Source organism: Kitasatospora sp. NPDC093679 (assembly GCF_040683455.1).
Lineage (GTDB): Bacteria > Actinomycetota > Actinomycetes > Streptomycetales > Streptomycetaceae > Kitasatospora > Kitasatospora arboriphila.
Genome location: NZ_JBFBDW010000050.1, coordinates 15,626 through 41,430 on the forward strand (window position 1 = coordinate 15,626; position 25,805 = coordinate 41,430).

General features: G+C 74.4%; 23 protein-coding genes and 1 pseudogene. 13 read left to right on the forward strand and 11 right to left on the reverse strand.

Annotation, left to right across the window (positions count from 1 at the left end):
• Positions 1-47: 47 nt before the first annotated feature.
• Positions 48-908 (reverse strand): hypothetical protein, encoded by an 861-nt coding sequence (locus tag AB0O09_RS30400; protein WP_363547072.1) that lies wholly within the window; start codon positions 906-908, stop codon positions 48-50.
• Between the two features lie 285 nt (positions 909-1,193).
• Here AB0O09_RS30400 and AB0O09_RS30405 point away from each other — a divergent pair, with 285 nt between their 5' ends.
• Together AB0O09_RS30405 and AB0O09_RS30410 are read left to right on the forward strand one after the other, a co-directional pair.
• Positions 1,194-2,042, forward strand: coding sequence for a SigB/SigF/SigG family RNA polymerase sigma factor (locus AB0O09_RS30405; RefSeq protein WP_363547074.1), 849 nt, complete (start codon positions 1,194-1,196; stop codon positions 2,040-2,042).
• A gap of 177 nt (positions 2,043-2,219) precedes the next feature.
• Positions 2,220-3,392 carry an AI-2E family transporter gene (locus tag AB0O09_RS30410; protein ID WP_363547077.1) on the forward strand — a complete coding sequence of 391 codons (1,173 nt, stop codon included), beginning with the start codon at positions 2,220-2,222 and terminating at the stop codon, positions 3,390-3,392.
• 457 nt (positions 3,393-3,849) lie between these two features.
• Here the strand turns inward: AB0O09_RS30410 and AB0O09_RS30415 are convergent, their stop codons facing one another.
• From AB0O09_RS30415 to AB0O09_RS30425, 3 genes are all read right to left on the reverse strand, one after another.
• Complete coding sequence (locus AB0O09_RS30415) at positions 3,850-4,821, reverse strand: sensor histidine kinase (protein WP_363547079.1); 972 nt, start codon at positions 4,819-4,821, stop codon at positions 3,850-3,852.
• Positions 4,818-5,543, reverse strand: a complete 726-nt coding sequence (locus tag AB0O09_RS30420; protein ID WP_363547082.1) for an MEDS domain-containing protein — start codon at positions 5,541-5,543, stop codon at positions 4,818-4,820. The genes AB0O09_RS30415 and AB0O09_RS30420 overlap by 4 nt, the downstream gene beginning before the upstream one ends.
• A 322-nt stretch (positions 5,544-5,865) precedes the next feature.
• Positions 5,866-6,714, reverse strand: a complete 849-nt coding sequence (locus AB0O09_RS30425; protein ID WP_363547085.1) for a YihY/virulence factor BrkB family protein — start codon at positions 6,712-6,714, stop codon at positions 5,866-5,868.
• A gap of 1,070 nt (positions 6,715-7,784) precedes the next feature.
• Between AB0O09_RS30425 and AB0O09_RS30430 the strand changes: the two genes are divergently transcribed.
• From AB0O09_RS30430 to AB0O09_RS30465, 8 genes are all read left to right on the forward strand, one after another.
• Complete coding sequence (locus AB0O09_RS30430; RefSeq protein WP_363547087.1) at positions 7,785-8,261, forward strand: SRPBCC family protein; 477 nt, start codon at positions 7,785-7,787, stop codon at positions 8,259-8,261.
• Positions 8,262-9,076: 815 nt separating this feature from the next.
• On the forward strand, positions 9,077-10,258 hold the full coding sequence (locus AB0O09_RS30435) for a polyprenyl synthetase family protein (protein WP_363547090.1): 1,182 nt from the start codon (positions 9,077-9,079) through the stop codon (positions 10,256-10,258).
• Between the two features lie 27 nt (positions 10,259-10,285).
• Positions 10,286-11,842 carry a phytoene desaturase family protein gene (gene crtI, locus AB0O09_RS30440; RefSeq protein WP_363547092.1) on the forward strand — a complete coding sequence of 519 codons (1,557 nt, stop codon included), beginning with the start codon at positions 10,286-10,288 and terminating at the stop codon, positions 11,840-11,842.
• A complete protein-coding gene (locus tag AB0O09_RS30445) occupies positions 11,839-12,840 on the forward strand; it encodes a phytoene/squalene synthase family protein (RefSeq protein ID WP_363547095.1) in 1,002 nt (333 codons plus the stop codon). Before crtI ends, AB0O09_RS30445 begins: the two co-directional genes overlap by 4 nt.
• A complete protein-coding gene (locus AB0O09_RS30450; RefSeq protein ID WP_363547098.1) occupies positions 12,837-13,859 on the forward strand; it encodes a DUF5914 domain-containing protein in 1,023 nt (340 codons plus the stop codon). The genes AB0O09_RS30445 and AB0O09_RS30450 overlap by 4 nt, the downstream gene beginning before the upstream one ends.
• Complete coding sequence (locus AB0O09_RS30455) at positions 13,856-15,040, forward strand: lycopene cyclase family protein (RefSeq protein ID WP_363547101.1); 1,185 nt, start codon at positions 13,856-13,858, stop codon at positions 15,038-15,040. The genes AB0O09_RS30450 and AB0O09_RS30455 overlap by 4 nt, the downstream gene beginning before the upstream one ends.
• Positions 15,037-15,756, forward strand: a complete 720-nt coding sequence (locus tag AB0O09_RS30460) for a methyltransferase domain-containing protein (RefSeq protein ID WP_363547104.1) — start codon at positions 15,037-15,039, stop codon at positions 15,754-15,756. The genes AB0O09_RS30455 and AB0O09_RS30460 overlap by 4 nt, the downstream gene beginning before the upstream one ends.
• The gene (locus AB0O09_RS30465) at positions 15,753-17,288 is read left to right on the forward strand and encodes an NAD(P)/FAD-dependent oxidoreductase (protein ID WP_363547106.1); all 1,536 of its coding nucleotides are present in this window, start codon (positions 15,753-15,755) and stop codon (positions 17,286-17,288) included. The genes AB0O09_RS30460 and AB0O09_RS30465 overlap by 4 nt, the downstream gene beginning before the upstream one ends.
• A 306-nt stretch (positions 17,289-17,594) precedes the next feature.
• On the opposite strand, the gene AB0O09_RS30470 is transcribed toward AB0O09_RS30465, so the two are convergent.
• The 3 genes from AB0O09_RS30470 to AB0O09_RS30480 all read right to left on the reverse strand — a co-directional run bounded on the left by AB0O09_RS30470 (position 17,595) and on the right by AB0O09_RS30480 (position 19,964).
• Positions 17,595-18,293: a YoaK family protein gene (locus AB0O09_RS30470; RefSeq protein ID WP_363547107.1), complete on the reverse strand. Its 699-nt coding sequence runs from the start codon at positions 18,291-18,293 to the stop codon at positions 17,595-17,597.
• Positions 18,294-18,483: 190 nt separating this feature from the next.
• Positions 18,484-19,149, reverse strand: a complete 666-nt coding sequence (locus AB0O09_RS30475; RefSeq protein WP_363547109.1) for a TMEM175 family protein — start codon at positions 19,147-19,149, stop codon at positions 18,484-18,486.
• On the reverse strand, positions 19,146-19,964 hold the full coding sequence (locus AB0O09_RS30480; RefSeq protein WP_363547112.1) for a MarR family transcriptional regulator: 819 nt from the start codon (positions 19,962-19,964) through the stop codon (positions 19,146-19,148). Before AB0O09_RS30480 ends, AB0O09_RS30475 begins: the two co-directional genes overlap by 4 nt.
• A gap of 26 nt (positions 19,965-19,990) precedes the next feature.
• Between AB0O09_RS30480 and AB0O09_RS30485 the strand changes: the two genes are divergently transcribed.
• The 3 genes and pseudogenes from AB0O09_RS30485 to AB0O09_RS30495 all read left to right on the forward strand — a co-directional run.
• Positions 19,991-20,347 carry a hypothetical protein gene (locus tag AB0O09_RS30485; protein ID WP_363547115.1) on the forward strand — a complete coding sequence of 119 codons (357 nt, stop codon included), beginning with the start codon at positions 19,991-19,993 and terminating at the stop codon, positions 20,345-20,347.
• 20 nt (positions 20,348-20,367) lie between these two features.
• The gene (locus tag AB0O09_RS30490) at positions 20,368-20,742 is read left to right on the forward strand and encodes a hypothetical protein (protein ID WP_363547118.1); all 375 of its coding nucleotides are present in this window, start codon (positions 20,368-20,370) and stop codon (positions 20,740-20,742) included.
• 21 nt (positions 20,743-20,763) lie between these two features.
• Positions 20,764-21,270: pseudogene (locus tag AB0O09_RS30495) on the forward strand (NAD(P)-binding domain-containing protein); the annotation flags it as partial.
• 66 nt (positions 21,271-21,336) lie between these two features.
• Here AB0O09_RS30495 and AB0O09_RS30500 read toward each other — a convergent pair.
• The 4 genes from AB0O09_RS30500 to AB0O09_RS30515 form a co-directional block, all read right to left on the reverse strand.
• Positions 21,337-22,221, reverse strand: coding sequence for a MurR/RpiR family transcriptional regulator (locus tag AB0O09_RS30500; protein ID WP_363547120.1), 885 nt, complete (start codon positions 22,219-22,221; stop codon positions 21,337-21,339).
• A gap of 141 nt (positions 22,222-22,362) precedes the next feature.
• Positions 22,363-23,670: a cyanophycinase gene (locus AB0O09_RS30505; protein ID WP_363547122.1), complete on the reverse strand. Its 1,308-nt coding sequence runs from the start codon at positions 23,668-23,670 to the stop codon at positions 22,363-22,365.
• Between the two features lie 145 nt (positions 23,671-23,815).
• Positions 23,816-25,042, reverse strand: a complete 1,227-nt coding sequence (locus AB0O09_RS30510; RefSeq protein ID WP_363547124.1) for a M20 family metallopeptidase — start codon at positions 25,040-25,042, stop codon at positions 23,816-23,818.
• Complete coding sequence (locus AB0O09_RS30515; RefSeq protein ID WP_363547127.1) at positions 25,039-25,803, reverse strand: amino acid ABC transporter ATP-binding protein; 765 nt, start codon at positions 25,801-25,803, stop codon at positions 25,039-25,041. Before AB0O09_RS30515 ends, AB0O09_RS30510 begins: the two co-directional genes overlap by 4 nt.
• Between the last annotated feature and the right edge of the window lie 2 nt (positions 25,804-25,805).

Sequence of the window (25,805 nt, forward strand, 5' to 3'; positions counted from 1 at the left end):
GCCCACGGGCACCGACGCCAACCCGGTGTGCCTGTGAGGTCGCAGCACTAGGGGGTGCTCGCCCGCATGGCCGTGGGGAGCCGGTCGGTGGACAGCTGGGCGGCCAGTGCCGTGGCCTGCGCGCGGTCGAAGCCGCCCGTGATCTGCGCGGTGCCGGTGGTGATCGCGGACGACACCAGCGGATGGGAGATGACCGTGCCGTCCAGGACGACCGCGACCTGGTTCGTGGGCCCGGTCCCGGCGGCCGCCGCCGTGGTCAGCTCCCCGAAGGCCTTGGCACCACTGGCGGTGAAGGTCAGATCCACCTGCCAGCCGCCGGACAGCGGGCTGTCGAAGGCCCTGGCCTTGGCGATCTGGGCCCCGTCCACCACCGCCGCGCCGAGCACGAACGCACTGGCACCGCCGCCGGCCGCAGCCGGCTCGCGGCCGCAGGCCACCATCGCCCCGGCGGGTTCCGGCCCGGCCGGAGGGGTGGCGCCGGCGCAGTCGAGGGCGGAGAACTGCTGCCGCAGCGGATCGGGCACGGTGCCGACGGCGGGTGCACCCGCCGTGGCGACCGCCACCACCGGCCGGAACGAGAGGGCGCCGCGGGCGCCCAGGCCGGACAACTCCTTCGTCACGTCGCCCCCGGCGGACAACCGGACCGCCGGGCCCGCCACCTCCGCCGCCACGTGGTACAGGCCGACGCTCTCGGCGCGGCGCTGCAGCAGACCGGCGGCGAGCTTCAGCTGGGCGTCGTTCAGCGGCTCGTCCGGCGTGTACAGCACGGCGGAACGACGCTCCGGGGCGGAGCCGTCCACCATGGGCCCCGAACAGGCCGTCATGACCGGGACGGCCAGCAGCAGGGCGGCCAGGCCGGTGGCCGTTCGGGCGGTGAGGGGGCCGGCGGTGCGGTTGATCGACGTCATGCGGCCAGTCTGGTACGCGGCCGGGGCCGGCCCGCGGGGGTTGACCCGAATGTGACAGGTCCGTAGCACGTCGACGACGCCCGATCGATCACCACTGCCGGGTCGGAGACCGCCCGTTGACCGCGCCCGTCCCCGGCCCCCCGTTGACCGCGCCCGACCACCGCGCGCCGCACACCGGCGGAAACCGGCCGGATTCCGCGGACCGCCGCATGGAGGATGCGCCGGCGGGCAGCGGACCGCGGAACACGGCACCGCCGATGGACCCTCACGCAGGAGGACGAGAGCATGGCAGCCCTTCAGGATGCAGCGACCCGGCAGCTCACGAACCGGCGGACGGCGGTGACGCCGCGGATCGAGAATCCCGGCAGCGTCGCGCCCGCCGACGCCAAGGAGCTGTCACGGGACCTCTTCCGCCGACTGCAGGCGCTCGACGAGGGCAGCGCCGAGTACTCCTACGTCCGCGGCACGCTGGTCGAACTGAACATGGCGCTGGTGCGGTTCGCGGCCCGGCGCTTCGCCGGCCGCAGCGAGCCGATGGAGGACATCGTCCAGGTCGGCACGATCGGCCTGATCAAGGCCATCGACCGGTTCGATCCGGACCGCGGCATCGAGTTCACCACCTTCGCCCTGCCCACCATCACCGGCGAGATGAAGCGGTTCTTCCGCGACACCTCCTGGATGGTCCACGTGCCCCGCGGCATGCAGGAGCTCCGGACGGTCCTGGCGAAGGCCTCGGACGAGCTGGAGCAACTGCTGGACCGCCGCCCGACGGTGGCCGAACTCGCCGCGCACCTCTGCCTGGAGGAGAGCGAGGTGATCGAGGGCATGAAGGCCGCCAACGCCTACGCGGCGCACTCGCTGGACGCGTCCTCCGCCGACGACGAGCAGGGCGAGGTCCTCGGTGCCCGCCACGCGGTGGAGGAGACCGGCTTCGACAAGGTCCTCGACCTGGCATCGCTCAAGCCCCTCCTCGGTGCGCTGCCCGACCGCGACCGCATGGTGCTCTCCCTGCGGTTCGGCGCCGAGATGACCCAGAGTGAGATCGGCGAGCGCCTGGGCGTCTCGCAGATGCAGGTCTCGCGCATCCTCACGCGCATCCTCACCCAGCTGCGGAAGGGCTTCTTCGCCGAGTGACGGGCCGTGCTCGGACCGGGGGTGACGCGGGGCCGGCCGTCGGCGGTGCGCCGAATGCGGCTTCCCGGGGGCGAAGGCGCGGGGGTGCGGCGGAGAAAACGGGGCGGGCGGGTGCGCCGGCGCAGAGCGGGGACGGAGAAAGCGGCGAAGGGGCCGGGACGGAAGGAGGGGCGGGCCTTGAGGACACCACCGCGGTTGAGGGCGCTGACGACCGTGGCCGCAGACGGGGTGCGGCGCCACTTCTTCGTGCCGGACGAGGCGCCGCCCGAGGTCCGGGCCGATGAGCCGCCGGCCGCCGCCCGTCCCGATCGAGGAGGACGGGCGGTCCGGCCGGACGGCTCCTGGTTCTCGGCGGGGTTGCGCCTGGCCCTGGGAGCCCTGCTGGGATGGTTCCTGGTCCGCCAGCTCCTGCGGTTGGAACAGCTGTTGGCACTCGTGGTGCTGGCGGCGTTCATCGCGGTGGGACTGGAACCGCTGGTCGGAGGGCTGGTGCGGCTGAGGCTGCGCCGCGGATGGGCGGTCGCCGCCGTCCTCGCCGTGTTCTGCGCCGTCACCGCCGGCTTCCTCGTCCTGGTGATCCCGCCGGTGGGCCGGCAGGCCGCCGTCCTCGCCGACGCGGTGCCGGGGTGGCTCCGGCAACTGCACGACCACCAGTCGGTGCTGGGCCGGGTCGAGGACCACTACCACCTGGTCGACCGGGCCCGGCACGCGGTCGGCGGGGGCGGCACGGATCTGGTCGGCGGGGTCGTCGGCGCCGGCCGGCTCGTGCTCGACACGGTGGCGTCCCTGGTCGTGGTGGTCACGCTGACCCTGTACTTCATGACCGGCCTGCCCGGGATCAAGGAGTTCTGCTACCGCTTCGTCCCCCGGAGTCGGCGCGGGCGCGCCCGGGAGATCACCGAGGAGGTGCTCGCCCGCACCGGGCGCTACATGCTCGGCAACCTCCTCACCTCGGCCGTCGCAGGGCTGGCGACCTTCGCGTGGTGCGTGGCGGTGTCGGTGCCGTACGCCGCCGTCCTGGGGATGTTCGTCGCCCTCATGGACCTGGTGCCGATGGTCGGCTCGACCGTTGCCGGCGTGGTGGTCAGCCTGGTCGCCCTGGCCGTCTCCTGGCCCGTGGCCCTGGCCACCGCCGCGTTCTACATCGGCTTCCGCATGCTGGAGGACTACCTGATCATGCCGCGGACCATGAAGTACACCGTCGACGTCAACCCGCTGGTCACGGTGCTCGCCGTCCTGGTCGGCGGCGTCCTCATGGGCATCATCGGCGCCCTGGTCGCGGTGCCGGCCGCGGTGGCTCTGGAGATGGCCCTGAAGGAATGCGTCTTCCCCCGGCTGGAGAACTCCTGAGCGGCGCGCTCGCGCACCGGCGGTTCCCAAAGATTTCCTCACCCGCGCCGACGGCCTTTCCGCACCACGAGCTGCGGGCATCCCGCTGCCCGCCGCCCCGGCCGGTCCACCGTCGTCTCTGCGGAGTTCGGGCCTTGCCGAGGCTGAAGAGGGCCGGCTGGAGCGTCGGTTGGCCGGCCGTCGGGAGAGCAGCGGGCCGGGACAGCCATGACTCCGTCGTCCGTCCCGGTACCGACCGGCTGTCAGGCCGCTGTGACCGTGTGACGGGGCGTTGTCCCGCCCGGCTCCGGTGCTGTCCGTCCGCGGCCCGGGCACGGACCGCGATGGGCAGCCTGCCCGTACCCGTGCCGTGGGTGGGCGTGCCGATGAAGACCGCCACGCGGTGGTGACGGCCCGGGGCCCTGCCGGACGTCGGATGCCGCACCGCGCCGACCGCGGCGGAGCGGGAGCCGTGGCGCTACCCGCCGTTCACGCCTTCCATCGCCAGGCGGACCGTGGTTCCGTTCTCGGCGCTGCTGCGGATCTGGACGAGGTCGCACATCTGCTGGGCGAGCCAGAGCCCGCGGCCTCCGACCTGGCCGACGGTCGGCCGGACGAGTCCGGCCATCGGGTCGGCGATGTGGCCGCTGTCGCGGAACTCGCAGACGAACCGGGTTTCCTCGGCCCAGGTGCGGAGTGTGCCGCCGCCCGCGTACTTGATGCTGTTGGCCGCGACTTCGGTGGCGGCGAGCAGCAGGTCGCGCAGGCGGTCGCCGGCCAGGGCGTGCCTGCCGGCGCAGACGGTGATCCGGTCACGGACGGAGGCGAGGTGTCCGGCGGTGAAGGCCAGTGCTTCGTCCGGGTCGCACGGGTCGGTGAGCGGTTCGAAGGCGTACGGTTCGTCGGTGTAGGCGCTGCCGGTGGTCGGCCCTGCGTCGCGCAGGACGAGCGGATGGGTGCGCTCGAGTGCTGCCAGGGTGGTACCGGCGGCGTCGGCCACGGTGTCGAAGGGGCACAGGAGCCACCAGATCGGCGCGTCGGCGAAGGCCCGGTTCAACAGCCATTCCTGGTAGCGCAGTTCCGTGCTCTCCGCGGAGGTGCGGCCCGCCCACGGGTTCTCGCTGATGGCGCGGACGGGACGGCCCTCCTGGGAGGCCTTCTCGATCCATGCCTGCCAGACCGGGATCAGCCGCCCGGGGTTGCGGCTCAGCTCGGCGGTGTCGAGGAACGACACCCGGTCGGCTGTTCCGGTGTCGGCCAGGGCTTGGCGGATGAGTTCCTCGTGCGGGTCCGAGACGGCGACCACGACCGCTTCGTCCGCGCCGAGGGCACCCTCGACGAAGGACAACGCACCGGCCAGGAAGCGGTCCTCGCCTTCGAACGGGAAGAGGATGTGGCGCAGTCCCCTCCCCGGTCCGGGGGTGGAGGCGGGGGTGCCGGAGTCGTTCACTGCTTCAGCTCCACGGGGATGTCCGGGCTGTCGAACCCGAGCAGCGACCAGCTGCGTCGAACGGTCTCGTTGGCGTGGTGGAGCACGATCCGGCGGTCGAGGCGCCCGCGGGCGGCCAGTGCGAGGGTGGTCAGTCCGGCGCTGTCCATGAAGTCCAGGTTCGTGCAGTCCAGGTGCAGCACCGGTCCCAGCGGGAGCAGTTCGGCGAGTGCGGTGCGGAAGGCGTCGGCGCCTTCGGTGTCGACGACGCCGCTCAGGCTCCACCTGTCGCGGGCGGAGCTGAAGAGGCGGAACGCCGGGGCGGCGGCCGGACGGCCCAGGTGGTGCGGATGGACGCCGGCGGCCTGGTGGGCGGCCTCGGGCGTCAGGGCCTCCCGGGCGTAGGCGCAGACGAGGATGGCGCCGCTGTCGGCGGCGAGGGCGTCGAGCCTGAGTTCGTGCCGGGCGAGGACGTCGGGGCGGGTGTCGGCGGCGGTGAGGGTGCTGAGGTCCGCCAGGACCCTCAGGGTGCGGAAGCCCTCACGGGTGGCACGCTCCGTCCCGCGGCTGACGGCGGTGATCAGCGATTCCCAGGAACCGGGCGGGCCCACGGCGCCGGCCCTCTCGCCGAGCACCAGGACCATGTCCCCGAAGAGTTGGCCGTCGGCGACGAATGCCTTCACGGGCCCGGCGAGGTCGTCACCGGGTCCGACCATCCAGCACACGTGATCGCCCACGTCCACCGGATCGAGTGTCGCCACTCCGTGTGCCGTCCTCACTTCCACTCCTCCCGCCCCCACCCTCATGCCACCCTAACCGCATCGGCACGCCGGCCGGCCGTTCCGGCGGTTTGCCGCCCGGGTGCGCGGCCCCCGGTGGTGTGGAAGTCCCCGCCGAGTGGTGCGTCCGCACGGCTCGACCGGTAGCCGGAAGCCACCCGGACGGACCCGGCTGCGCCGCAGCGGGGCCCGTCAGCGGACCCGTTCCGGCGGGCGTTCTCCTGCGCCCGCCGGCGCGGGCCTGCTCCCTCGGTGTGACGGACGGCGCGGAGCCCACGGTCCGCGGTCACCGGGCGGGCCGAGTGGTGCGCTGCCGTACCGTCGCCGGTGCAGCGGTGTCGGCCGACCGGTGCGGTGGGTGCCGCGCCGCGAGTTCGGCGCTGAACTGCGCCCCGGCGAGCAGGGCGAGATTGGACAGCCACAGCCAGACCAGGAACACCACCACGCCGGCGAGTGAGCCGTAGAGCGCGCTGTAGGCGCCCATCGCCGAGGTGTACAGGGCGAACCCGATCGATGCCGCCAGCCACAGCACGGCCGCCAGGGCGCCACCGGGCACGCTGAAGGCCCGCCGGCGCGCGGGTTCCGGCCCGGTGCGGAAGACGACGATCACCAGGACCGTGACGAGGAGCAGCAGCAGCGGCCAGCGCAGGAGGCTCCAGGTCCAGGCGGCCGTCGCGTCCGCGCCCAGGAGCCGGCCCGTGCTCTCCGCCGCGGTGCCGGTGAGCACCAGGACGAGGGAGCTCAGCAGGAGCAGGCCGAGGAGGGCCGCGGCGGTCAGGACGATCCTGGGGGCGGTCCGCCAGCCGGAGCGCTGGTCCCGTGCGCCGTGCATGCGGTGCAGGGCGCGCCGGAAGACGGCGAGGTAGCTGGAGGCGGACCACAGGGCGCTGCCTGCGGCGCCGAAGAGCAGGCCCCAGGTCACCGAGTCCGTGCGCAGCATGCCGGTCAGGACGTCGTGCAACTGGCTGCCGGAGCTCCCCGGGGCGTAGACGGTGACGTGCACGATGAACGTCTGCGCGGTGGCAGGGCTGACGAGGCCGAGCGTGATGACGGTGACCAGCAGTGCGGGCAGCACGGCGAGCACGGCGTAGTAGGTGAGTGCGGCCGCGTCGTCGGTGACGTCGTCGCGCCACATCGCCAGCGGTACGGCTCGGAGAGCGGGGCGACGGACGGCCCCTCGGGCCGGGCGCGTTGCCGCGCACGAGGTGCTGTTCGACTCGGGCGCCCCGTCCCGGTTCCGGTCCGCCGTGCTTCCGGGTGGTGCGGGAACTGCTGCCGACTGCGCCGGCTCGCCCTGCGCCGGTCTGCGAATGCCCATGTGACTGCTCTCCGACGGGTCAGGGTGTCACCGGCCGGATGCCCACCGCGACGCGGTCGCACACCGGGATTCCTGCGGATGCGTGACCCGGTTCCTACGCCACGCGGCCGACCACGGCGGCACGGGGACGGCGGGGACGGCCACGGCCGGGGGAAGCGGGCTGTGTCACCCGTGACCCGCCGTGCCGGCACCGCCTTCCCGGACCGGGCCCGGTCGTTCCTCCTCCGGTGCGGTCGGCGCGCCGTCGAACGCCGCCGTCGGACCGGGCCGGGACGGGCGCAGCGGAGCGGGTGGTCACGAGGGATCGGGCCGCCGGGGGGACGGGGTACGCCTCCGTCTCACGGCCGGCGGCCCGACGGGGGACGCGGGTCGGGCCCGGAGGGATGCGGCCCCGTGCCTGCGTGGACCGGTCGGCGGGCACGCGCGGCCCTGCTCCGGCCACGGCGGGGTGGCGGGGCGACGCGTCCCATCGCCTCGGCCAGCCTCCGCAGGAGGGTCTCGTCGGCCACGGCCTCCAGCACCGCCAGAAGCGCGTCCAGCATGAAGCCGTCCCCGGCGGCCACCGCCCGGCAGATCCGTTCCACCAGGTCCTGCGGCCCCGGACCGTGCCCACGGGTGGAAGTCATCCCGCTCCCCCGGTGTGGTCCGCCGCCCCCGGCGTCCGGAACCGGCCCGCGAAGGTGGTGCCCGACGGCGGACCGTCGGTCACGGCCGACCGGTGGGGGACGGTGGTGCGCTTCACGCCGGTCATCGGGACTCCTCCTCCGCCTCCGCCTGTCGCACACGTGGCCGTGGCACCCCTGCTTCGTCGCCGGCGCGCCTTCGGATGGCGCCACGCGGTCCTGCGCGGCGAAACGGTCCACGCCGGACGGCATCTACCCTGAGGTATGGCTCGCATCGTGCTGACCCGCCGGTCCCCGCTCGCTCCGGCGGTCTGTTGGGAGCGCCTGACCGACTGGCCCCGGCACGGTGACCGGGTGCCGTTCACGGAGGTCTCCGTCGTCCACGGTTCGGGCCGGCAGGCCGGCGACACGATCCTGGCCCGAACGGCCGTGGGGCCGATGACGTTCGACGACCCGATGGAGATCGTCGCGCTGGAGTCTCCGGGGCCCGGCCGACCGGGGTTCTGCCGCTTGGAGAAGCGCGGACGCGTGGTGCGCGGATGGGCCGAACTCGGTGTCCGGCGGAGGCCCGGGGACAGCGGCACCGACGTGACCTGGACCGAGGAACTCACGGTCGCCGCACTCCCCGGCGCCCTCGAAGCGGTGGTCGCTCCGGTGGGGCGGGTGGTCTTCGGCCGTGTGCTGAGCCACCTGCTCGGCCCGACGGAACACGGCCGCAGAAGGCATCCCGCCCACCCGTAGGAGCCGAGGGGCGCGAGATCGCCCGCCGCCTCGGCCCTCCGGGTGGCCGACGGGCCGATCATCCGGCGGATCCGGGCGGGCCGACCCGGCGAGCCGCCCCACCGGCGCCTCCGGAACCGCGGCCGGCGGAGGAGGTCGTCCTGCGCGACCGTGCTGGGCGTGGTGCCGCCGGACCCGCCCACGCCGGTCCCGTCGAGGACGACGACGCACCGCCCCGGGCCGGGGTGTCGGCCCACTCCTGCACCCGGACGGTGTCACCGTGGTGCGCCACCTCGTCCGACACTCCGTCAGGACCCTTCGGTCCGGGCCGATCCGTGGTCCGGCCCCGTCCCGACTCATGTGCCCGCAGACTCCGGACCGCCGGGAATGCGGCCGCATGACGCCCCGCACCACATGCTCGAGCGGCTCACCGTCCAGCGCCCCTTCGACCCGCTTCCCGCGGCCCGCCGTGCCGGTGTCGATCAGGGGCGACTCTTCCCGGTCCCGTCGCAGGCGGGCCGGACCCACCGCGAAGCGGAACGTGCGCGGCCGCGGCACCGCCGCGGCCGCGTTCACGCGTCCCCGCCTGCGTCCCGCGGCCTTGCGCCGGGCCTGCGTCCACCGGGTCGGCGTCCGCTGACGGCCCACGCCTGCGGCAGCGATGCAGGACCGCTGCGGCTGTGCCCGGAATGCCACGGCACCGAGAGTGGGATGCGTCGCGGCTCCGGGTCGGGCACGTTGCGGCCCTGGTCGGAGGATCGGGGTCGGCGCATCCGGGGAGGCGACGAGAACACCGCGTCCGTTCCGTTCGACCGCCGCGCGATGGAGGTGCCGCGATGCGAGCCGCAGGACTTCGCCGGGCGCTGCGCGCCGCCCCCTCGTCGAGGCCGTCCACGGCCCTGCCGGACGACGCGGCCTTCTGCCGCGAGGTGACGGACGCGATGACCGACTCCCTGCGGCCCGAACGCCACGGCGAGGACGGTGCGACCGCCGTGCAGCCGTTCACGGACTCCCTGGTGACGGGCGGGAAGCGGATGCGGGCGCGACTGCTGCGACACGCCTGGCTCGCCTGCCGGCGGCGGGGACGGAGCGCGGACACCCACCCCCGGGTGGTCGAGCTGGCCGCCGCCCTCGAGCTGATCCAGGCCTGTGCGGTCGTCCACGACGACGTCATGGACGCGTCCGCGCTGCGGCGCGGCGGGCCTGCGCTGCACGTCTCCGCGAGTGCGCAGCACCGCGCGGGCGGGTGGAGCGGCAGCAGCGACCGCTACGGGGTCTCCATGGCGATCCTGGCGGGCGATCTTGCGCTGGCCCGCGCGGACGACCTGGCCGCCGCCGTGGCCCGGGAGATCGGAGGGCGCGGAGGAGCGGTGTTGGAGACCTGGCGGCGCATGCGGGCCGACATGGTGGCGGGCCAGGCGCTCGAACTGCGGCTCCAGGCGGAGCAGGGCGGATCGTCCGAGCTGGCCCTCACCGTGGCGTCGTTGAAGAGCGGCGGCTACAGCGTGCAGCGGCCGCTCGAACTGGGCGCCGACCTCGCGGGGGCGACGCGCGGCCGGAAGGCCGCGCTGAGCGGGTTCGGGCAGCGCGTCGGGCTGGCGTTCCAGCTGGCCGACGACCTGCGGGACCTGTTCGGCGACGCGGCGGAGCTCGGCAAGGACCCCGGCGGTGACATCGCGGAGGGGAAGCGGACCTACCTGGTTCTGCGGGCCCTGGAGACCGCCGCGGCACGCGGCATGCGGCACGAGGAGGAGCTGATCCGCTCGGCCCTGGCGTCGGGCCGCGCCGACGGCGCCGTCGTCGAGCGGGTACGGGCCGCCGTGTCGGAGACCGGAGCCGACCACGAGGTGTGCGCCCTGGTGGCACGGCTCCGCGACGAGGCGTGCGCGTTCCTGTCCGCGGAGCGCTTCGACGACTGCGCGCGCGGCCGGCTGCTGGCCGTCGCCCGGCGGCTCACGGCGGTACCGCAGGCGCTCGGCCCCCGGCCGGCGTACGCGGCCGCCGCTCCCCCGCTCTGACGCATCAGGTCCGGAAGGGACAGCGCGATGAAGACCGTCAAGACCGTCACGGGCAGGACGGACCACGTGGTGGTCGTCGGTGCGGGCCTCGCGGGCCTCTCCTGCGCCCTCCACCTGCTCGGCGCGGGTCGGCGCGTCACCGTGCTCGAACGCGGCACGCAGCCCGGCGGCCGTGCGGGCGTCCTGCGGAGCGGGGGTTACCGCATCGACACCGGGCCGACCGTCCTGACCATGCCGGACCTGCTCGACGAGGCCCTCGCCGCCGGGGGGAGCTCACTGCGCGAGCGGCTCGACCTGGTCCGGCTCGATCCCGCCTACCGGGCGGAGTTCGCCGACGGGACGGCGATCGACGTCCACAGCGACCCCGACCGGATGGAGGCCCAGATCCGGTCCGTCGCCGGCCCGGCGGAGGCGGCCGGCTACCGGCGGCTGCGGTCGTGGCTGGAGAAGGTGTACCGGGCGCAGATGCACTCGTTCATCGACGCCAACTTCGACTCGCCCCTCGGCCTGCTGGGCGCCGACCTGGCCCGGCTGGCCGCCCTCGGCGGCTTCGGCCGGCTCGGCCCGAGGATCGGGTCGTTCCTGCACGACGACCGGCTGCGGCGGATCTTCTCCTTCCAGTCGCTGTACGCCGGTGTGGCACCGGCCCGGGCGCTCGCGGCCTACGCCGTCATCGCGTACATGGACACGGTGGCCGGGGTCTGGTTCCCGCGCGGGGGGATGCACGCGGTGCCGCGCGCGCTCGCGTCCGCGGCGGCGCAGGCCGGCGCCGGGCTGCGGTACGGGCGGGCGGTGGTGTCGCTGGAGCGCGGCCCGTCCGGCCGGGTCGTCGCGGTGCGGACGGCCGACGGCGGCAGGACCCCCTGCGACGCGGTGGTGATCACCGCCGACCTGCCGGCGGCGCACCGACTGCTGGGCCGCCGGCCGCGCAGGGCCGTTCCGCTGCGCTGGTCGCCGTCCGCGTTCCTGCTGCACCTCGGCACCGACCGGCGGTGGGACCGGCTGGCCCACCACACGCTGTCCTTCGGCGCTGCCTGGGAGTCCACGTTCACCGAACTCACGCGCAGTGGACGGGTGATGAGCGATCCGTCCCTGCTGGTGACCAATCCGACGGCCACCGACCCGGCGCTCGCACCCCCGGGCCGGCACCTGCACCACGTGCTCGCGCCCTGCCCCAACCTGCAGACGGGACCGATCGACTGGGCGCGGACGGCCCCGGCCTACCGTGACAGCCTCGTCCGGGAGCTGGAGCGCCGGGGGCTGGAGGGGCTCGGGGAGGCGGTCGTGTTCGAGCGGGTGGTCACGCCCGCGGACTGGCTGGCGCAGGGGCACGGCGCGGGCACGCCGTTCTCGGCGGCGCACACCCTCGCCCAGACCGGGCCGTTCCGGCCGCGCAACCTGGTGCCCGGCGAGGAGAACGTCGTCCTGGCCGGGTGCGGCACGACACCGGGCGTGGGGGTGCCCACCGTCCTGGTCTCGGGCAAGCTCGCCGCCGCCCGGATCACCGGCGGCACCCGGGCCACCGGCGCCCGGACGGTCCCACGGGACGCCGGGCGGGGCGTCCGGAGCGGGGCGAGGCCGTGACGTCGCGCGAGCCCGTTCCGGCGGGTGTCCGTGAGCCGGCCGTGCGCGAGGCGTACCGGTACTGCAGGGCGATCAACGCGCGGTACGGCCGCACCTACTTCCTGGCCACCCGCATGCTCACGCCCGACCGCCGGCCCGCCGTGCACGCCCTGTACGGGTTCGCCCGGTGGGCGGACGAGATCGTGGACGACCGGACGCGGCGGGTGCCCGTGGAACGGCGGGCCGCGGCGCTGCAGCGGCTGGAGGACGACCTGCGCGCGGCGGTGGCGACGGGGTGGAGCGGGCAGCCGGTGTGCCTGGCCGTCGCGGACACGGCGCGCCGCTACCGCATCCCGTACCGGCACTTCGCGGACTTCCTCGCCGCCATGCGCCAGGACCTCGCCATCACCGACTACGCGAGCTTCGCCGACCTGATGGGGTACATGCACGGGTCGGCGGCGGTGATCGGCCTGGAGTGCCTGCCGGTGCTCGGCACGGTCACCGACCCCCGGACGGCCGCGCCGCACGCGGCGGGGCTGGGGGTGGCGTTCCAGGTCACCAACTTCATCCGCGACGTGGGCGAGGACCTCGACCGCGGGCGGATCTACCTGCCCGCCGACCAGCTCGCCGCCCACGGTGTCGACCGGGAGCTGCTGGTCTGGTGCCGGCGCACCGGCCGGGGCGACACCCGGGTCGTCGCGGCGCTGCGGGAGCGGATCGCCCACGCCCGGGGGCTCTACCGGTGGGCGGCGCTGGGGGTGCCGATGCTGGCCGGCGAGTCCCGGCCGTGCGTCCGGACGGCGCTGGTGCTGTACCGCGGGATCCTCGACGAGATCGAGCGGGCCGGTCCGACGGCGGTCCTCCACCGGCGGGTGACGGTCCCCACCCGCCGGCGTGCCCGGGTGGCGGCCGCAGGGCTCTACGGGGCGATGGCCGCCCGCCTGGCGCACACGTCGCGGCCGGCGGCGGCCGTCGGTGACGGCCCGCCGTCCCGGGCGCACGGAGGTGGTGCCGCATGAACGGCCGACGGCGGACGGCCCGCAGCCTTCCCTTGCGGCGGGTGCGCCGACAGCGGTGGCTGGACCAGGAGCCCACGTGGAAGGAGGCCGGCGTCGCGACGATCGAGGCCGCGGCCGACCGCGCCGCCCGGCGGCCGACCGGCAACTGGTACGTCGTCGGCTCCTCGGGGGCGGTCCGTCCGGGCCGGGCCGTCCCCCGCCGGGTCGCCGGCCGGGAGCTCGTGGTGTGGCGCGCTCCCGCGGGCGACGTCCACGCGGGGCCGGGTGCCTGCCCCCACCTCGGCGCACCGCTGTGCGACGCTCCCGTCGACGGGCACGACCTGGTGTGCCGGTGGCACGGGATGCGGCTCGGCCCCGCCGGCAGCCCGGCGTGGCCGACGAACCCGTGTCACGACGACGGGGTGCTGCTGTGGGTGCGGCTGGACGACCTGGGCGGCGAGGAGGCCACGAAGGCTCCCCCGGCCGGGCACCGCCCGGACCTGCGGACGGCACTGACCGCGGTGGTCTCGCTGGCGGGCAGGTGCGAGCCGCGGGACGTGGTCGCCAACCGGCTCGACCCCTGGCACGGCGCCTGGTTCCACCCCTACTCCTTCGGTGCCCTGACCGTCCTGGAGAGCCCTGCGGCGACGCTCCCCGTGACGGAGTCCGCCGACGCGGACCGCTTCCTCGTCCGGGTGGACTTCCGGCTGGGACGGCAGCTGGCCGTACCGGTCACCGCCGCCTTCACGGCCCCGGGGCCGCGCACGGTGGTCATGGAGATCGTCGAGGGCGAAGGCGTCGGGAGCGTGGTCGAGACGCACGCCACGCCCGTGTCCGGCCCCGGCGAACCGGCCCGCACGATCGTCACCGAGGCGGTCGTCGCGGCCTCCGCCCGGCGCGGCTTCGCGGTGGCGCGCGCGCTCGCACCGCTGGTGCGGCCCGCCGTCCGCAGGGGCTCGGCCCGGCTGTGGCGCGACGACCTCGCCTACGCCGAGCGGCGTCACGCACTGCGGACCCGGCAGGGGGGCGCGGAGGCGTGAGGACCGTCGACATCGCCGTCATCGGCGCCGGCGCGGCCGGGCTGGCGTTCGCCCACCACCTGTGCGCGGTGCCGGGCGGACCGAGCGTGGTCCTCGTCGAACCGGACACCGGAGACCTGCGCCGGCCGGCACCCCGGACCTGGTGCTACTGGGAGGACGGGCACGGCGCCTTCGACGACCTCCTGACCGCCAGCTGGGCGTCGGTGGACGTCTGCTCCGGTGACGGGGTGCGCTCCCGGCACCCCCTGGGGCCGGCGCGGTACAAGATGCTGGGTTCGGAGGTCCTGGCCGGGGCCGTCGAGGAGCGGCTCGCCCGGACCCCGGGCAGCGGGCGCCTCGTCGGAGCCGTCTCGCACGTACGGGCGGGGCCGGCGGGTGCCCGTCTCACCCTCGAAGGCGACGGGACGGCGCTGCGCGCCGGCTGGGTGTTCGACTCGCGGCCGCGGCCGCCCGTCCGGGCTCCCCGCACCGCGCTGGTGCAGCACTTCCGCGGCTGGACCGTGCGCACCGAGCGACCGGCCTTCGACCCCGCCGCTCCCCTGCTCATGGACTTCCGGGTGCCGCAACCGGACACGGGCCTGGCCTTCGGGTACGTCCTCCCGACCGACAGCCGGCGCGCCCTCGTCGAATACACCGTCTTCGGCCGCGAGCCGTGGCCGGAGGACGCCTACGACCTCCCCCTCACCCGCTACCTGCACGACGTCCTCGGCGTGCGCGCCCACCGCGTCGAGGCGGTGGAAGCCGGGACGGTGCCGATGACCGACGCGCGGCACCTCCGCGTCGAGGGGCCCCGGCACTTCCGCATCGGCGCGGCCGGCGGCGCCGTCCGCCCCTCCACCGGCTACAGCTTCGCCGCCAGCCAGCGCCAGGCCCGCGCCGCCGCCCGCGCCGTCCTGGCCGGCCGCCCTCCGACGCCGCCGCGGCCCTACCCCCGACGGCACCTGCTCATGGACGCCGTCCTGCTCCGCGCGCTCGACCGGGGCCGGATCGGACCGGACTTCTTCACCGGCCTCTTCCGGTCCAACAGCACCGGCAACGTGCTGCGGTTCCTGGACGGCACCTCGACCCCCGCCCAGGAGCTCGCCATCGGCCTGCGCAGTCCGCTCCGGGCGATGCTGCGCAGCTCGCTCGACACCGCCCGCCCCCGCCTCCGCGGCCCGGCCACCCCGGAGCCCCCATGACCGTCCTCCACGGCACCGACCTGGCCGCCGCCTTCGACCGGTCCGCCGCCGCCTACGACCGGCTCACCGCCCTGAGCCCCGGTTACCACCGCCAACTCGCCTCCGCTGCCGCCCTGCTGAGGCCGGCCACCGGTCGTCCGGACCGGGTCCTCGACCTCGGCTGCGGCACGGGAGCGTCCACCCGCGCCGTCCTCGCCGCGGTCCCGGAGGCCACCGTCACCGCGGCCGACGCCTCCACCGGCATGCTGCAGCGGGCACGCGCCAAACCGTGGCCGGCCGCGGTCGGCTTCGTCCACGCCCGGGCCGAGCACCTCGGCACCCCGCCCCTCCGCGGCCCCTACGACGCGGTCCTCGCCTGCTACCTGCTGCGGAACACCGCGGATCCGGACGACGTGCCGGCCGGCATCCGCCGCGTCCTGCGCCCGGGCGGCCGCCTGGTCGTGCACGACTACACCCTGCGCGGCAGACGCGTCGACACGGTGGCCTGGAACGCGCTGTGCTACGGGATCGTCATCCCCCTCGGCGCCCTCGGGCCCGGCGGTCCGCGCCTGTACCGGCACCTGCGCCGCAGCGTCATCGGCTTCGACCCGGTGGGCGTCCTGGCCGCCCGGATCGCAACGGCGGGGTTCACCGGCGTGCGCGTCCACCCGGCCCGGGGCCGGCAGGCAGGGCTCGTCCACACCCTCACCGCCGACCGTCCGGAGGACCGGCCGTGAACCGCCCGCTCCCGCCGGGCGCCCGCGACCGCCGCGCCGTGCTGTGGCCCGCCCACCCGGGAGCGCCGTGCGCGGCTTCGCCGGCGCCCCGCGCAGCCGTGGTCGGCGGCGGGATCGCCGGCCTGTCCGCCGCCACCGCACTGGCCGAACGCGGCATCGGCGTCGACCTCTACGAGCGGCACCCGCACCTCGGTGGGAGGCTCGCGGGCTGGCCCACCCGGCTCGCGGACGGCACCGGCGTCACGATGAACCGCGGCTTCCACGCCTTCTTCCGCCAGTACTACAACCTCCGGGCGCTGCTCCGGCGCATCGACCCCTCCCTCGGTTTCCTGAAGGCCCTGCCCGACTATCCGCTGCGGCACCGGACGGGCGGCACCGACGGCTTCGCGGGGCTGCCCCGGACACCTCCGTGGAACGCGCTGGCCTTCGCCCTGCGCAGCCCCACCTTCGGCCTCCGGGACATGGCGCGGATCGACGCCCGGGCGGCCCGGCAGCTGGCCGGCGTCACCGTTGCGACCGTGTACGACGCCCTCGACCACATCAGCGCCGACGACTTCCTGGCCGCCGTCAACTTCCCGCCGCGGGCCCGGCACCTGGCGTTCGACGTCTTCTCCCGGAGCTTCTTCAGCAGCCCGGACGCGCTGTCGGCGGCCGAGCTCGTCCTGATGTTCCACATCTACTTCCTCGGCTCCGCCGAAGGGCTCCTCTTCGACGTCGCCGGCGAGCCCTTCCCGGTGTCGCTGTGGGACCCCCTCGCGGCCCGCCTCGCGGGGTCGGGGGTGCGGATCCACACCGGTGCCGCCGTCGAGGGCGTCCTCCCCCGCCCCGACGGCCGCTTCGAGGTCTCCGCAGCGGGCGGCACCGTCCGCTGCGACGCCGTCGTGCTGGCCACCGACCCCGGCGCCCTGAGCGCTCTCGTCGCCGACTCGCCCGGCCTCGGCAGCACGGCCTGGCGCTCCACCGTGACCGGCGTCCGCACGGCCCCGCCCTTCCTCGTCAGCAGGCACTGGACCGACACCGCCGCCCGCCCCGACCGGGCCGGGTTCCTCGGCACCGCGGGCTACGGGCCGCTCGACAACGTCAGCGTCGTCGAACGGTGGGAGGGCGAGGCGGCGCGCTGGGCGGCGAAGAGCGGGGGTTCCGTGATCGAGCTCCATGCCTACGCCGTCCCGCACACCGCCGACCGCACGCGGACGGAGCGGGAGCTCGTGGCCCGGTTGCGCCGGCTGTACCCGGAACTCGCGACGGCCGGGATCGTCGACAGCCGGCACGTCTGGCGGTCGGACTGCCCGCGGTTCGCGGTGGGCGGGTACCGGCAGCGCCCCGACATCGGCACCCCGTACGAGCGCCTCGTGGTCGCGGGCGACGGTGTCCGCTGCCCTCTGCCGACCGCACTCATGGAACGGGCCGCGACCACGGGGTTCCTCGCCGCCAACAGGCTGCTGCGGTCCTTCGGCCTCCTCGGCCACGACCTGTGGTCCGTGCCGGTACGCGGCCGCAACCCGCTCCTCCGTGCCCTGTCGCGGGCCTGACCGGGCGTCACCCGCGGTGTCCGGGTCCGCACGGCAGCACCGGCGTGGTCGGAGGCCCGCGGCGAGTCCGCCGTGCTCCGCCGGGTCCTGGACCCTTACGAGCGCGCTCCGCCGACCGGTGCCCGCCGCACCGAACCGACCGGCCTCGGTCTTGCGGTCGAGGAACGTGCCGTCCTCCAGGCCGCCCGTGACCCCGAACTGCCGACGACACGGAGGGCCTTCGCCCGCGGCGCCGCCCACGCCCCTGGCTCGGACGGTCGAACCGCCGTTCACGTGACCATGCCCCGATGGACGGCCCCCTGGTGCTCACGTGTTCGCAGGCTCCTCGCCGCCGGCCCGTTCCAGCTGACGCGTTTCCCGGATCAGCAACGCGAGGACGCCGACCAGCAGACCGGCCGCGACCGCGATCGCCGGCCCGCCGTACAGGCGCGTGCAGATCACCCCTACCAGTGCGCCGCTGGAGAACGCTCCCACGACGACCCCGTAGAGCTGCGCTCGGCGTGCGCTCCTGCGATCCCTTCGGGTCAGCCACTGGTGCCCGGCGACGACGCACTGTCGGATGTTTCCGGTGGTCATCAAGGTGGCGTACGGCGCGCCGTGCAGTGTCGTGAACGTCGAGAACTGCAGCGCGGCGACGAAAGCCACGGTCACCGTCGTCACCGGCTCCGGTGCGTCGTCCGGCAGGGTGGCGAGCATGGTGAGCAGGGCGATCTGGATCGTCAGCACCAACCGGATCGGTCGACGCACGATCGTGACCGCGCGAGGTGTTCCCAGCAGTTCCACGGCGAGCGCGCCGATGATGAAGGCACCCACGGGAACGAGCCGCAGGGCAGCGGCGTGCCAGTGCCGGGAAGTCACCTGCACGCAGAACAGCACGACGTTGCCCGACTGCAGGTTCGCGAACACTCCGTAGCGGGTGAGCGTGTACGCATCGAGGAAGCCGCCGACCGATGCCAGCAACGCACCAGTGGGAAGTCTGTCGGTACGGCGATGGATCGTCACCATGCGGTCATTCTTCCGGATACCGGTGGTCGCACCCCGCTACCTGCGTCTTCCCGAACCCCTTCCCGAACCGGACGTGCCGGGAGTCGGCCACCCGGCCCGGAGCCGGAGTTCGTGGTGCCGCCGGGGCGCGGTCCGGGCACGGCGGTCCGGGCACGGCGGGTCGGGGACTGCTGGTCGTGTTCGGTGCTGGTCAGCGCGTGGCGCGGGCGGGTGCGAGCTGGTCGAAGCAGTAGTAGACGGCGAGGAGCGCGTGGGTGGCGAGCATGGCGACGGGGCTGACGTAGGCCAGGCCGACGGTGGCGAGGTAGCCGAGCCCGCCGATGCCGAAGCGGCGCAGCGCGGTGCGCAGTGCCTCCGGCGGGATGGGCCGGTGCAGCAGCCGGGCGTCCCGGGTGAAGGCGAGGAAGAGCAGCGAGAAGGCGATGCCCATCGCGACCATGGTGCCGGCGTAGATCGCGGCGGCGGTGTGGGCGTCGCTGTCGTCCGCGGTGAGGTACGTGGCGAGCAGCCGTGTGGGGAAGGGGATGACCGAGACGGTGAGCAGCAGGAAGAGGTTGGCGAACAGGGTGCGCCGGTCGACGCGGCGCGCGAGCGCGCACATGGCGTGGTGGTTGATCCAGATGATGCCGATGACGAGGAAGCTGACCAGGTAGGCGAAGTAGGAGGGCCACTGGTGGGCGAGGGCCGCGGTCAGGGACTCGCCGTGGAGGCTGTCGGGTTCGGGCACGTTCAGGTCGAGGACCAGGAGGGTGATGGCGATGGCGAAGACGCCGTCGCTGAACGCTTCGAGGCGGTTGGTGCTGAAGTCCGCTGCCTGCGCCGGTGCGTCGGTCGCGGGCAGGTCGTCGCCGGTCATGGGTTCTCCGAAGCGGGCTGGTCCGGGTCGATGGTGATGTCGAGGGGCTGCTCCGCGCGCAGGATTCGCAGGATCACGGGGCCGCCGGTGGTGGGGTTCAGGTCTTCGCAGGTGCGGATTTCGGCGGTGTCGCGGTGGGTGAGGAGGTCTCCGGGGCGGATGCCGGCGTGTGCGGCCGGGCCGTCGGGGGTGATTGCGGTGACGAGCAGGCCCGGGTGGTCGCTCAGGCCGACGGCGGTGCGGCGGCGGCGGGCGATGCGGGCGGGTTCGAGGGTCATGCCCCACAGCCGGGTGGCGTGGGGCCCGGTGTGTTCGAAGGAGGTGAGGAGTTTGCGGAGCAGTGCGGCGAGTCGGGTCTGTTCGTCGGGGGTGAGGGCGGAGAGGAGGAGTTCTTCGCTGGCGAGGTGCAGGGGTGCGATCCGGTCGAACAGCTCCAGGCCTTTGCCGGTGAGGCGGACGGTGTAGCTGCGCTTGTCGTCGGGGTCGGGTTCGCGGATGACGATGCCGCGCCGTTCGAGGCGGGTCAGGCGCACGCTCACGGTGCCGGAGGTCAGGCCCAGTGCGGCCATGAGCCGTGCTTGGCCGAGTTGGTAGGGGGCGCCGGCGCGGCGCAGGTTGACCAGGGCCTGGAAGTCGGCGGGGGTGAGGTCGAAGCCTGCGAAGACCTCGGCCAGGGCGGTGTCCAGGTGGGTTCGCACGCGGGCCAGGCGTGTGATCACTCCCACCGGGGCCACCGGCAGGTCGGGGCGTTCCCGCCGCCACTGCTCGAGAACGGCGTCGACGCTGTCGTGGATGCCCTTGTCCGTGTCCGCCACCCGTTCAGGATAGAGGAATACTTCCGTTGGCACGATTGCTTGGATTCAAGCAGTATTGCTCGGGGGCCGTTCCCTTCGGAGGTTCTCGCCATGCCGACATCACGGCCGACGTCGCCGCGATCTCGTCCGACCACCACGTACGGGTCGACTCCCGCACCGACCTGCCGCGGGAGGTCCTGATCGTCGTCGCCAACCCGGCCGTCAGCAGCAACAACGACCGGCCCGTGGGCTTCTGGGGCGCCGAGCTCACCCGTCCCTGCTACGAGCTGACCGAGGCCGGCTTCCGGGTCACCGTCGCCTCCCCGGACGGCGGGAGGGTCGAGATGGACGCCCTCTCGGACCCCCGCGACCCCTCGACCTGGGCCGCTACGAGGCTCTGCTGATCGCGGGCGGACAGTCGCCGATGTTCACCTTCCGCGACAACACGACGCTGCACCGGGCCGTCCGCACCTTCTGGGACGCCGAGAAGACCGTCGCGGCCTACTGCCACGGCGTCGCGGCCCTCGTCGACTGCACGCCGGCCGACGGCGTCCCGCTCGTCGCCGGACGCACCGTCACCGGCTTCTCCGACACCGAGGAGGACTACGGCGACCGTGCGGCAGGCGTCCGGATCATGCCGTGGCGCGCCGAGGGCGCCCTGCGCGAGCGCGGCGCCAACTACATCAGCGCCGGCCTGTTCAAGCACTTCGCCGTCCGCGACGGCCGTCTCGTCACCGGCCAGCAGCAGTACTCCGGCCGCAAGGTCGCCCAGGCGGTCATCGCCGCCGTCGGCGCCTGACCCCAACCACGAAGGAGAACAGCCGTGAACGTCGCGGTCATCGGAAGCGGATTCATCGGCGGCACCCTCGGCCGGGCCTTCGCCCGCGCCGGCCACCGCACCGTGTTCGGCTCACGCACCCCCGAGACCGACAGCGCCGCACAGGACAGCGGCGCCACCACCGCCACCGTCGCCGACGCCATCGCCCGAGCCGACACCGTCGTCCTCGCCGTCCCCGGCGCCGCCGTCGAGGAACTCCTCACCACCCACGGCGACGCACTCGTCGGCAAGCTCGTCGTGGACGCCGCCAACAACATCACCGGCCCCGTCGCCCACCACGCCGACCTCGTCGCCCGTCTCGCCCCGAAGGCCCGCTACGCCCGCGCCTTCAACACCCTCGGCGGCGAGAACCTCGCCGATCCCCACTTCGACGGCACACCCGCCGACATGTTCTACTCCGTCCCCGAGTCGGACCGCAGCTACTGCACCCGCAGCGTCACCAACGGCGTCGCCGACGCCGACCTCTATTCCGGGACGGCAGTCTGCTGAGCACCGTGAACGTGCGGCGGCCGCTGGGCATCCTGCTCCGCGGACCGCCGCACGTCCGAGGGGCCGTCAGGTCAGACCGAGCCGGCGGGCGGTCTCCTCACCGCCCTGCATGTGGCCGTGCGCCTTGTCCCCGAGCTCGGCGACGATTCCGGCGACCACGGTCTCCACCACGGCGAGCGTGGGCACCAGGCTGTCGTAGGGCGAGGGGGCCCCGACCTGGCTGGAGAGCACCACCTCCGCCTGGGTGCTCACGGGCGAGAGCCAGGTGTCCGTGAACAGCACGACCCGCCCGCCCGCCTCGCGGACCAGCTCGGCGATGGTGACCTTGTCCTCCTCGTAGCGGCGGTAGTCGAACACGACGAGGACGTCCCGCCGGCCCAGGGAGGACAGCTGAGCCGTGCGCTCCACGGGCCGGTCGGGCAGGATCCGCACCTCGTCGCGCATCTGCATCAGGTGCAGGCCGAGGTACTGGGCGAACAGATGGCTGAAGCGGCCACCGACCAGCGTGATGCGACGCTTGGGGTCGGCGAGGAGTTGCACGGCCCGCTCCAGGTCGTGCGGGGTGACTTCGGCCAGGGTGCGGTCGACAGCCGAGGTGAACACCTCCCTGCCGTGGGCGAGCAGGCCTGCCGGTCCCGTCCGGTCCACCGAGTCGTCCTCGGTGGGGGCGCCGTAGCCACCCGCCGTGTAGAGGGTGAGCGGGGAGGCGTTCCGCTCGTCGAGCTCCGCGCGCAGCGCTGCCTGGAAGTCGGGGAAGCCCCGGTAGCCGAGTCGGTTGACGAAGCGGATGACCGTGGGGGCGCTGACGTCGGCGCGTTCGGCGAGGGTGGCGATGGTCTCGAACCCGGACGCGGGCCAGCCTGCGAGCAGGACCCGGCCGACCTTCCGCTCGGCGGGGCTGCATTCGCCGAGTCGCTGCCGAATGTCCTCGGCGAGGGTGACGGGGGCCATGGGGGTCCTTTCCCGGTCTGCGGCTCGGAGAGGCCGGCGGTGGCCGCCGCCCCGGCGGCCTGGGCGGCGGGAGCTTGATCGTGATCCCCGCAGCCTAGCGAAGTGCCGGGCTGCGGGGAGGTGCTCGGGTGGTTCGGGCGGTCAGTCGGTGGCGGGGGCGATGCGCACGTCGAGGTCGCTGAAGGAGGCGGCCGTGGTGCCGTCCGCGCTCCAGGCGCGGCTGTCGCCCCGCTTGCGGAAGGTGATCTCGAAGGTGGGGCCGGTCTCGAAGGTGGTGGCGGTGGCTGTGCGCCGGTCGGCGGCGGTGAGGGCCCGGGCGGTGCCGGAGAAGGAGTAGGGGGTGCCGTCGGGGTCGTCGACGGAGTAGAAGGCGTCGTGGTTGGCCGGAACGGTGTTCTGCGGGTCGGGCGTGAGCGGGGTCTTGCCGTCGGCCGGCTCGATGTGCCAGGTCCGGGCGTCGTACCGGTCGCCGTCGGTGAGGTAGCTGTAGCGGACGCCTTCGATGCTCCACCGACCGCCGGTGGTGCCGGTGCGGGCTCGGCGCAGGTCGAACACGGAGACGCCGTGGGTGCCCAGGACGCGCAGGGACTCGTCGGCGGATCCGGCGTGCTCGACCTCGAGGGCGGTGTTCTCGTCGAGGGCGAACACCCGGGTGTGTCCGGTGTCGGCCGCGAGCCGGATCGCACGGCCTTCGCGGCCGTAGGTGCCGGTGTGGGTGTCGATGAGGCCGGAGCCGAAGAAGCCGAAGCCGCCCTCGGGGATGTAGCCGAGGCGGCCGGGGTCCTCGAAGTAGCCGGGTGCGCTGCCGTCGCGCAGGGCCGGATAGCTGTCGCCGCCGCTGACCATGTCGGGGCCGGATGCGATCTGCGCGCCGGCGCTGGAGCCGGCGACCACGGCTCCGGCCCGCAGTTTGGCGCGGATCGCGGCGAGGACCTTGGAGTCGGTGTGGGCGTCGCCGTGCAGCAGGCCGGTGATGTAGCGGTACTGGTCGCCTCCGCCGAAGAAGAAGCCGGTCATGGCGTTCACCCGGGCGACCACGGCGTCGGAGTCGGCGGCGTCGACGTGTTCGATGTCGATCGGGATCCACTGGGCGTCGGCTGCTCCGTGGTGCTTGAACAGGTCGGCGTAGTACCTGCCGTTGCACACGGAGTTGGAGCACCGGTCGGGGTCCGCCGCGTCGGGGTCCTGGCTCTCGGGGACGGAGGCGGCGGTGAGCACGCCGATGCGGGCCCGGCCGGCGCCGCCCGCCTTGGCGATGATCTCGTGGTAGATCTCGGTGTTGTCGTCCTTGAGACCTCCGCCCACCAGGATCAGGGTGCCGCCGCCCCGGTGGTCCGGGCGGGCCGGGGTCCGCGGGGCGGCGGAGGCGGTGGGTGCGGCTGCTGCGACGACGGCCAGGGCGGCTGCCGCGGCGATCGCCGCGCGCGGGGACAGGTGGTGTCGGTTCATCCGGGTTCTCCCGAAGGGTCGAGGGGGGTGGGAACCGTGCGGTTCCGGGTGCGCGCGGCCCGCCGGCGGCGCGCACCCGGTGCCGGCGGCCCGGACGGCCGGCGGGTGCCGCTGCGTCCGTCCGGGCCTGTCCTTGGGTGCGTGCTCAGGTGCGGCGCAGGCGCTCGATCAGGGATGCGAGCAGGGTGATCCGGCCGGGCACGCTGGCCACGTCGAGCCACTCCTGGGGGGTGTGGTCGGCGCCGCCGACGGGGCCGAGGCCGTCGAGGGTGGGGATGCCGAGGCCGGAGGTGAGGTTGGCGTCGCCGACCCCTCCGGTGGAGGCACCGTCGATGTCCAGGCCGAGTTCGGCGGCGGCCTCCCGGGCGAGGGTCAGGACGGCCTGTGCGGCGGGGGTGTTCTCCATCGGCGGGCACAGGTCGAGCTGGTCGACGCGGGCGGTGGTGCCCTCGACGACGGTGCGGTCGGCGGCCTGCCGGATTCCGGTGATCGCGGTGTGCAGTCCGGCGGTGGTGGTGGCGCGGACCTCGATGTGCAGCTCGGCCTCGGGGCAGACGATGTTGGTCCGGGTACCGGCCCGGACCACGCCGACGTTGAGGGTGACATCGGGCCATCGGCCGTTGAGCGCCTGGAGGGCGACGACGAGGTGGGCGGCGGCGAGGGCGGCGTTGGCACCGCGCTCGGGTTCGATGCCCGCGTGCGCCGCGCGGCCGGTGACCGTCACGAGGAGGTCGGCCACGCCCTTGCGTTCGACGACCAGGTCGCCGTTCTCCCGGGCGCACTCGAGCGCGAGGGCGTAGTCGGCTCCGGCGGCGACGCGTTCGGTGATCGGGCGGCTGGCGGGCGAGCCGATCTCCTCGTCCGGGGTGGCGAGGACGATCAGCTCGGCGAACGCGGTCCGCCCCTGCCGGACCAGGAGGTCGGCGGCGGTGATGCCGGCGAGCAGTCCTCCCTTGTCGTCGCTGACACCGGGGCCGTGGGCCAGGTGGCCGTCGGTGCGGAAGGGACGGGCCGCGGCCGTGCCGTCCTCGAAGACGGTGTCCATGTGGCCGACGAGTACGATCCGGGCCCCGCCGTCGGCGGCCGGCAGTGTGCCGGCGAGACGGCCGATCAGGACGTCGCCGCACGGTCGGCCGTCGGGCAGACGGGTGGGGATGCGCTCGGTGGTGAAGCCGATGCGGTCCAGCCGATGCTCGACCCAGTCCGCGACCCGGTTCACGCCCGCGGGGCTGTAGGAGCCGGAGTCGAGGGCGACGAGGTCGGCGAGGTCGGCGAGGTAGTCCGGCAGGGCCGCCTCGGCGGCGGCCCGCAGGACGGCGGGGCCGGCCGGCCGGCGGTCCGTGGTGGGCGCCTGCTCGGCGGGGGCGCTCACAGGACCTTGGACAGGAACGCCTTGGTGCGTTCCTGCTCCGGGTCCACCAGGACGGTCCGGGGGTCGCCGGCCTCGACCACGACGCCGTCGTCCATGAACACGGCGGTGTCGCCGACCTCACGGGCGAAGCCGATCTCGTGCGTGACCACGACCATCGTCATGCCGTCGGCGGCGAGGTCCCGCATGACGTCCAGGACGTCGCCGACGAGCTCCGGGTCGAGCGCGGAGGTCGGCTCGTCGAACAGCATCAGTTTCGGCTTCATCGCGAGCGCGCGGGCGATCGCGACGCGCTGCTGCTGGCCGCCGGACAGCTGGGAGGGGTAGTGGCCGGCGCGGTCGCCGAGGCCGACCCGGTCCAGCAGGCGCTGCGCCTCGGCGCGGGCGTCGGCCTTGTTGACGCCGTTCACCCTGACGGGTGCCTCGATGACGTTCTCCAGGGCGGTCATGTGCGGGAAGAGGTTGAAGCGCTGGAAGACCATGCCGATCTCGCGGCGGCGTTCGGCGACCTCGGACTCGCGGAGTTCGTGGAGGCGGGTGCCGGCCTGGCGGTAGCCGACCAGGTCGCCGTCGACGGTGAGGCGGCCGCCGTCGACCTTCTCCAGGTGGTTGATGCAGCGCAGGAACGTGGACTTGCCGGAGCCGGAGGGCCCGAGCAGGCAGCACACCTGGCCGCGTTCGACGGTGAGGTCGATGCCCTTGAGGACGTCGAGCTTCCCGTAGTGCTTGCGCACGCCCTCGGCGTGCACCATGGGCTGGGCCATCG

Excerpts from the sequence above, each read along its gene's own strand:
- AB0O09_RS30425 (WP_363547085.1), bottom strand. The coding sequence starts at position 6,714 with ATGTGGCGCGACGACGTCACCGACGACGCGGCCGCACTCACCTACTAC.
- AB0O09_RS30505 (WP_363547122.1), bottom strand. The coding sequence starts at position 23,670 with ATGAACCGACACCACCTGTCCCCGCGCGCGGCGATCGCCGCGGCAGCC.
- AB0O09_RS30430 (WP_363547087.1), top strand. The coding sequence starts at position 7,785 with ATGGCTCGCATCGTGCTGACCCGCCGGTCCCCGCTCGCTCCGGCGGTC.
- AB0O09_RS30460 (WP_363547104.1), top strand. The coding sequence starts at position 15,037 with ATGACCGTCCTCCACGGCACCGACCTGGCCGCCGCCTTCGACCGGTCC.
- AB0O09_RS30435 (WP_363547090.1), top strand. The coding sequence starts at position 9,077 with ATGCGAGCCGCAGGACTTCGCCGGGCGCTGCGCGCCGCCCCCTCGTCG.
- AB0O09_RS30470 (WP_363547107.1), bottom strand. The coding sequence starts at position 18,293 with ATGGTGACGATCCATCGCCGTACCGACAGACTTCCCACTGGTGCGTTG.
- crtI (WP_363547092.1), top strand. The coding sequence starts at position 10,286 with ATGAAGACCGTCAAGACCGTCACGGGCAGGACGGACCACGTGGTGGTC.
- AB0O09_RS30400 (WP_363547072.1), bottom strand. The coding sequence starts at position 908 with ATGACGTCGATCAACCGCACCGCCGGCCCCCTCACCGCCCGAACGGCC.
- AB0O09_RS30475 (WP_363547109.1), bottom strand. The coding sequence starts at position 19,149 with ATGACCGGCGACGACCTGCCCGCGACCGACGCACCGGCGCAGGCAGCG.
- AB0O09_RS30405 (WP_363547074.1), top strand. The coding sequence starts at position 1,194 with ATGGCAGCCCTTCAGGATGCAGCGACCCGGCAGCTCACGAACCGGCGG.
- AB0O09_RS30500 (WP_363547120.1), bottom strand. The coding sequence starts at position 22,221 with ATGGCCCCCGTCACCCTCGCCGAGGACATTCGGCAGCGACTCGGCGAA.
- AB0O09_RS30450 (WP_363547098.1), top strand. The coding sequence starts at position 12,837 with ATGAACGGCCGACGGCGGACGGCCCGCAGCCTTCCCTTGCGGCGGGTG.
- AB0O09_RS30490 (WP_363547118.1), top strand. The coding sequence starts at position 20,368 with ATGTTCACCTTCCGCGACAACACGACGCTGCACCGGGCCGTCCGCACC.
- AB0O09_RS30515 (WP_363547127.1), bottom strand. The coding sequence starts at position 25,803 with ATGGCCCAGCCCATGGTGCACGCCGAGGGCGTGCGCAAGCACTACGGG.